Origin of the sequence: Natronospira elongata, from assembly GCF_034931365.1 — a bacterium.
Taxonomy (GTDB): Bacteria; Pseudomonadota; Gammaproteobacteria; order Natronospirales; family Natronospiraceae; genus Natronospira; species Natronospira elongata.
Map to the genome: position 1 here is coordinate 163,714 of NZ_JAYGII010000004.1, position 6,764 is coordinate 170,477.

The following is a 6,764-nucleotide window of genomic DNA, read 5'->3' on the forward strand; positions in this document are numbered from 1 at the left end:
GAATGGACAAGATTCTCCAGATCACCGACACCCACTTGTTCGCCGACGGCGATGGCGAACTGCGCGGCACACGAACCGGTGAAACCCTTCGCAAGGTCCTGAACCATGTCCAGGACCACCATGCCGACGCCAAGGCCATCCTGGTGACCGGCGACCTGGTCCAGCAGGAAACCGAAGCAGCCTACCGGCATTTCATTCAGTATTTCGGTGATTTCCAGGTGCCCGTCCTGTGCATTCCGGGCAATCACGATGACCCGGACATCATGCGCCGCACCCTCACCATGCCCCCCTTCCGTCTGGACACCCGAGTCAGTCTGGGTGCCTGGGACGTCATTCAGTTGGACAGTCACATTCCCGGCTCGCCGGCAGGCAGAGTGGGTGAGTCCGGCCTCGCGGAGCTGGACCGCCTGCTCAAGGCAAACCGCCCTCGCCCCACCCTCGTGGCGGTGCACCACCAACCGCGACCGGTGGGCACGCCCTGGCTGGATGGGGTGGGCCTGAAGGATGGCGACCAACTGCTGGAGATAGTCAGCGCCCACGAACATGCCCGTGCCGTGATCTGGGGCCATGTTCACCAGCCCTCGGAGGGATACCACGGTCACCTGCGCTTGCTGGGGACACCCTCCACCTGTGCCCAGTTCCTGGCCGGCAGCGAGGACTTCGCCATCGATCCCGACGCCCCACCCGCCTATCGCGTTCTTTATCTCGACGACGCCGGCCGCATCGACGACGAGCTGGTGCAGCTGCAGGCCGCTGACCTGCCTTCATGAGCGCCCAGGACCCGACCCAGCGCCGCCCCCTGTCGGCACTCGGCCCCAAGGAGGCCCTGGTCCTCTATTACGAGCTGCTGAGACGACACGGCTACAACGACAGCCACAGCGGCAACGCTTCGGTTCGTGACGGAAACCAGATCTGGGTTACCCCCACCGGGGCCTGCGCCGATACGCTGACCGCGGATGAACTTGTCGCCTGCCGGATCGGAGAGAAACCGCCCTCCGGGGCCTCGCTGGATGCAACCCTGCACCTTGCGGTCCAGGCTGCTCGGGAGGACATCTCTGCGGTGCTGCACAGTCACGGCCACCATGCGGTCGGCCTGACCCTGGGCGGGGGTGACTTCATTCCCCCGGACTTCGAGGGCAGTTTCTACTTCGGCCGTGTGCCCGTCCTGGATGTACCCTATGAACGCTATGTCGAGGAGGCCCCGGCGCTGGTGGCCGACTGTCTGAGTGAACACCCGGCCTGCATCGTCCGCGGCCATGGCATATACGCGCGGGGCGAGACGCTGGATCGCGCCTACAAGTGGAGCTGCTCCCTGGAGCAATCCGCCCGTACCGCCTATATCGCTGTGCAATCCGGACGAATTCCCCTGGAACGAATTCTCGACTGACTGGTCTTGCTGGAAAGTATTCCCAGAAGGCGGGACAATAACAGCGAGGAACGCCGCCCTATTCCCCTTCACCCGGAGGTTGAGTTCATGAAATTTCGAGACCCCCTAAGCCGCGCCCTGACCGGGGCGACCTGGATTTTTGCCCTGCTCCTGATGTTGGCTCCCCTGAGTCTGCTTGCCGAAGACAGCGATCTGTCCGAGGCCGCCCCCAGTTTCTGGAAGGTGGAAGGTGAACAAAACACCGTCTGGCTGTTCGGCTCTGTACATGTACTGACGGAGGAGCACTATCCCCTGGCCGATGCGGTGGAAGAGGCATTTGAACAGTCACCTTACCTGGTGGTGGAAACCGACATCGTCAATATCGACCCACAGGTTCAGCAGCAGCTGATGGTCAATGCCGGCCTTCTCCCGGAAGGCACCACCCTGGAGGATGTGCTGGGCGAGGAGCGCTATAAGCGTGCGACCGAGCTGGCCGGTGCCAATGGTTATGATCTGTCGCAGATGAACATGCTCCGACCCTGGCTGTTGGCCCTGGTGCTGACAGTGACCGAATTCGAACGCATGGGCTACACCGCCGATCACGGCGTCGAAACCTATTTCCTGAATCGGGCGGCCGACAAGCACAAATCCATCGTCGAGCTGGAAACCCTGCAATTTCAAATCAGCCTCTTCGACGAGCTGGACGAGGAAACCCAGATTGATTTCCTCATGCAGACGCTGGAAGAGATTGATGGCATGGAGGAGCAGATCGAGGCACTGATCAGTGCCTGGGAGTCCGGCAGCCTGGGAGAGCTGGAAGATGCACTGCTGGAAGACTTCCAGGACTATCCCGAGGTCTACGAGCGCATCGTCACCGATCGCAATCACAACTGGATGGACGATATCACCCGCTTCCTGGACGAGGGCGAGCAGGACTATTTCGTGGTGGTCGGCGCCCTGCACATGGTGGGTGAAGAGGGCCTGGTTAACCTGCTTCGCCAGGCCGGCTATCAAATCGAGTCCAAGTCGGTGACTGCCGAGTAAAGCGTCTGCTGGTCACGGCCCCCCTGATCAGGGATTCATAAAAAGAGCCGGGAACCGCTTCGGTTCCCGGCAATTCGACGCTCACAGCGCCTCCTCAGGGAGAGGTCAGGAAGTAACTACGCGCTTCCTCAACGCAGGCCACCGGGCCAATACTGGCGGCCTGCAATGGATCTGACGCACCGCGTCGCTGTCCGTTACAAATTGCTAAAAGCAGGGAATACTTCGTGGAGCGGGAAAGGCCGAACCGTCTATCGATAAAGCCTGTCGGCAGGCAGAGGGGCGGCAGAGAGCTCGATCTGAAGACCTGAATAACCGTCATGCCGGGTTGCATCAGATACTCCGATGCAACCCTTCAGGACAGATCAGATCTCGATCATTTCAAAGTCTTCCTTGCCCGCGCCGCAATCGGGGCAGACCCAGTTCATGGGTACATCTTCCCACTTGGTGCCCGGCTCAATACCGGACTCCGGGTCCCCTTTTTCTTCTTCATAGACATATCCGCAAATGACGCACATATAGGCTTTCATGGGGAATCTGCACTCCTGACTGGGCTCGTGAACAGGCGGCAATTCTCACATGGAGCGGCGCCCCATCCAAGCCCCGGGACTTCGCCGTTCGGTACCGACTGACTTATAATGGCGGCATGACAACGACCACGACACCCCCTGTTGTATTGATCATTGCCGGCAATGACCCCTCCGGTGGCGCCGGGGTGTGCGCCGATACCCAGGCCATTAGCGCTCTGGGCTGCCATCCGGCACCGGTTATCACCGCCCTGACCGTACAGGACACGCTCAACGCCTACCGGGTGGAAGTCAGCGACCCCCAGCTGGTGATGGAGCAGGCCGCCACCGTACTGGATGATCTGCCGATAGCGGCGGTCAAGCTGGGCCTGCTCGGCAATGCCGAGATCGGCCGAGCGGTGGCCGAAGTTCTGGAGAGCCATCCGGAACTGCCCGTGGTCCTTGATCCGGTGCTGGTCGCCGCCGGTGGCGCTCGGCTGGCCGAAGAGAATCTTATTCAGGTTCTGAAAGAACAATTGATTCCCATCAGCACCGTCGTCACACCCAACGCGAGCGAAGCCCGCGCACTGGCACCCGAGGCGGATACCCCACAGGCTCGGGCCGACACACTGCTAGAACTGGGCGCACCCTGGGTACTGCACAAGGGTGCCGACGAAGACACCCCGGCAGTGGACAATATCCTGTTCGGCGCTGAAGGTCGGCGCGAGGATTTCCGCTGGGATCGCCTTCCCGGCCAGTACCATGGCTCCGGCTGTACCCTGGCCTCGGCCATCGCCGCGAGATTGGCGTCGGGCCAGGATGCAGTTGAAGCCGTACGCCAGGCCCAGGACTGGACCTGGCGCGCCCTGCATTCGGGCTGGCGGCTCGGGAAGGGCCAACACATCCCCAATCGCCTGCCCGGGCGCTGAACAGCCCATGTCGATACCTGTCTCGGGCATCTATGTGCTGACCGATCACGACGGCCTGGACGATGGGCGCCTGCTCAGTGATGTGGAAGCTGCCCTGCAAGGCGGGGTGGCCATGATCCAGTACCGGGACAAGAGCCATGATCACAGCGCCCGGCACCGGCGAGCACTCGCACTGCGGGCACAATGCAGGGACTATGGCACCCCCCTGATCATCAATGACGATGTCGAGCTCTGTGCAGCCGTGGATGCCGACGGTGTTCACCTGGGCCGGGATGACGGCCAATTGGAGTCAGCGCGCCAGCAGCTGGGGCCAGACAAGCTGATTGGGGTCTCCTGCTACAACGAGCTGAACCGGGCCAGGGCCGCTGCCCAGGCCGGTGCCGATTACCTGGCCTTCGGCAGTATATTTCCCTCCGACACCAAGCCGAACGCTGTTCATGCTCCCCTGGCGCTGTTGCAGCTTGCCAGTGCCCAGTTTCCTGCTCCCGTCTGCGCCATCGGCGGTATCGGACCGGCCAATGTGGATCGTGTCGCGGCCGCGGGCGCCGACCTGGTGGCTGTCATTGGCAGCGTCTGGTCGGGGGACCCGAGGGAGAATGTCGCCCGATTGAAGCAGGCCTTTGAACAGGGGCGGCAGCGGCAACCGTCATGACCCCGACCTGGAGCTGTAGGAAGCCGGGGCAACTGTTAGGATAAGCGGCCTGAGAATCCCGCAAGAGCCACCCATCTGACAAAGACAAGAATCTGCCATGACCCAGTCTCTATTGGAAAAAGCCAGTCAATACATCGTCGGCGGCGTCAACTCACCGGTACGAGCCTTCACCGGCGTTGGCGGCGAGCCCCTGTTCGTGGAAAGTGCCCAGGGCAGTCGCATCCATGCCAGTGATGGCCGAGCCTACATTGACTATGTGGGTTCCTGGGGCCCGATGATTGGCGGTCATTCCCGGCCCGAGGTGATCGAGGCCGTGCAACGCGCAGCCACCCGCGGCTTGTCTTTCGGCGCTCCCACCGAGGTGGAGACGGAGATGGCCAAGCGCATCTGCGAAATCGTCCCCTCCATCGAGCGGGTCCGCATGGTCAACTCCGGCACCGAGGCGACCATGACTGCCATCCGTCTGGCCCGTGGCTACACCGGCCGTGACCGGGTGGTGAAATTCGAAGGGCACTATCACGGCCATTCAGACTCCCTGCTGGTCAAGGCCGGCTCGGGCGCCCTGACCCAGGGCGTGCCGAACAGCCCCGGGGTTCCCGCTGGCCTGGCCGAGCTGACCATGACCCTGCCCTTCAACGACCTGGATTCGGTCCGCGCCGCCTTCCGCGAGAAGGGCGATGAAATCGCCTGCATTATTGTCGAACCGGTTGCCGGCAACATGAACTGCGTGCCCCCAATCGCCGGTTTCCTGGAGGGACTCAAGGAAATCTGCGCCGAACACGGCGCCATACTCATCTTCGACGAAGTCATGACCGGCTTCCGACTGGCGCCCGGCGGGGCCCAGCAATGGGCCGGCGTGACGCCGGATGTCACTACCCTTGGCAAGGTCGTGGGCGGTGGCATGCCGGTAGGCGCCGTGGGCGGCCGTCGGGAAATCATGGAGCATCTCTCGCCGCTGGGACCTGTCTATCAGGCCGGCACCCTGTCCGGAAACCCCCTTGGCATGGCCGCCGGCCTGGCAATGATGGACATCATCAGCGAACCCGGTTTTCACCAGGGCCTGGAAGACAGCACCCGCCGGCTTTGCAGTGGCCTCAAATTAGCCGCCGACGATGCCGGCATTCCGCTCAGCATCAACCAGGTCCCCGGCATGTTTGGTCTGTTCTTCACTAAAGAAGAACCGGTGGAGCGCTTCAGTCAGGTCCAGGCCTGCGATATTGACCGCTTCAAGCGCTTCTTCCATGGCATGCTGGAACAGGGCATCTACCTGGCACCGTCCGCCTTTGAGGCGGGTTTTCTGTCCTCCGCCCACAGTGACGAGGACATCGACAGCACCGTGGATGCGGCCCGCCAGGTCTTCACCCGCCTCGCCTGATCTCCAGGGCACTGTCCGTTCCCTAGCACCGGGGACGGACAGTGCCATGCCCCCACCTCAGCGGAACCTTCCCGGGCCATCGCCGTCAGCTGTAGGAAACCGATCGTCCATACGCGGCGCCTGGAATGCCGTTCACTTTCACGGATTCCAGGACTATGCTCCGACTAGTCCCTGATCTGAGGAGGTCAGCAATGCGAACTTTTTTCTTGGCCATAATCGCCCTGATATTGATGGCGCTTGGCGGGCCCGGTTCTGCCGCTGAACACCGGGATATCGTCATAGACCAGGTGCACATCATTCCCATGGATGAAGAGCGGGTGCTACGAGACCGCGCGGTGCGCATCTCGGACGGTCAGATCATCGAGATTCGATCCGCGGGACACTGGCAAGCCGACGACGGGATCCAGCTTATTGATGGCCGGAACGGCTATCTGATGCCCGGCCTGGCCGAAATGCACGCCCATGTACCGGGCGAGCAAGCCCCCATGCAACTGCGTGAAGACATCCTTTTTCTTTATCTGAGCAATGGGGTCACCCTGGCTCGCGGCATGCTGGGTGAACCCTGGCACCTGGAGCTCCGTGAAGGCCTGGAGGAAGGCCAGTTTCTGGGGCCCCGGCTGATCACCTCGGGCCCATCCCTGAATGGCAATAGCGTGGATAGCCCCGAAGCGGGCCGCGAGATGGTCCGCGATCAGGTGGAAGCCGGTTACGATTTTCTCAAGATTCACCCCGGTTTGGGCCGGGCGGAATTCGACGCCATCGCCGAGGAAGCGAATGAACTCGGCATGGCCTTCGCCGGGCATGTACCCGAGGATGTGGGTATTTACCGGGCCCTGGAAGCGGGCTATGCCAGTATCGACCATCTGGACCGCTACCCGCGGGCACTGGTGGATGA

General features: G+C 62.1%; 8 protein-coding genes. 7 read left to right on the forward strand and 1 reads right to left on the reverse strand.

Annotation, left to right across the window (positions count from 1 at the left end):
• The first annotated feature begins 2 nt into the window (after positions 1 to 2).
• The 3 genes from VCB98_RS03630 to VCB98_RS03640 all read left to right on the forward strand — a co-directional run bounded on the left by VCB98_RS03630 (position 3) and on the right by VCB98_RS03640 (position 2,410).
• Positions 3 to 770 (forward strand): phosphodiesterase, encoded by a 768-nt coding sequence (locus tag VCB98_RS03630; RefSeq protein WP_346050537.1) that lies wholly within the window; start codon positions 3 to 5, stop codon positions 768 to 770.
• Positions 767 to 1,387: a class II aldolase/adducin family protein gene (locus VCB98_RS03635; protein WP_346050538.1), complete on the forward strand. Its 621-nt coding sequence runs from the start codon at positions 767 to 769 to the stop codon at positions 1,385 to 1,387. The genes VCB98_RS03630 and VCB98_RS03635 overlap by 4 nt, the downstream gene beginning before the upstream one ends.
• An 87-nt stretch (positions 1,388 to 1,474) precedes the next feature.
• Positions 1,475 to 2,410, forward strand: coding sequence for a TraB/GumN family protein (locus VCB98_RS03640; RefSeq protein ID WP_346050539.1), 936 nt, complete (start codon positions 1,475 to 1,477; stop codon positions 2,408 to 2,410).
• A 362-nt stretch (positions 2,411 to 2,772) separates the two neighbouring features.
• Here the strand turns inward: VCB98_RS03640 and rd are convergent, their stop codons facing one another.
• Positions 2,773 to 2,937, reverse strand: coding sequence for a rubredoxin (gene rd / locus VCB98_RS03645; protein WP_253443673.1), 165 nt, complete (start codon positions 2,935 to 2,937; stop codon positions 2,773 to 2,775).
• Between the two features lie 116 nt (positions 2,938 to 3,053).
• On the opposite strand from rd, the gene thiD reads away from it, so the two are divergent.
• From thiD to VCB98_RS03665, 4 genes are all read left to right on the forward strand, one after another.
• Positions 3,054 to 3,842, forward strand: coding sequence for a bifunctional hydroxymethylpyrimidine kinase/phosphomethylpyrimidine kinase (thiD, locus tag VCB98_RS03650; RefSeq protein ID WP_346050540.1), 789 nt, complete (start codon positions 3,054 to 3,056; stop codon positions 3,840 to 3,842).
• A gap of 7 nt (positions 3,843 to 3,849) precedes the next feature.
• Positions 3,850 to 4,494 (forward strand): thiamine phosphate synthase, encoded by a 645-nt coding sequence (thiE, locus tag VCB98_RS03655; protein ID WP_346050541.1) that lies wholly within the window; start codon positions 3,850 to 3,852, stop codon positions 4,492 to 4,494.
• Between the two features lie 97 nt (positions 4,495 to 4,591).
• Positions 4,592 to 5,869: a glutamate-1-semialdehyde 2,1-aminomutase gene (gene hemL, locus VCB98_RS03660; RefSeq protein WP_346050542.1), complete on the forward strand. Its 1,278-nt coding sequence runs from the start codon at positions 4,592 to 4,594 to the stop codon at positions 5,867 to 5,869.
• A gap of 191 nt (positions 5,870 to 6,060) precedes the next feature.
• Positions 6,061 to 6,764 (forward strand): amidohydrolase family protein (locus VCB98_RS03665; RefSeq protein WP_346050543.1); only part of this gene is annotated, 704 nt, incomplete at its 3' end.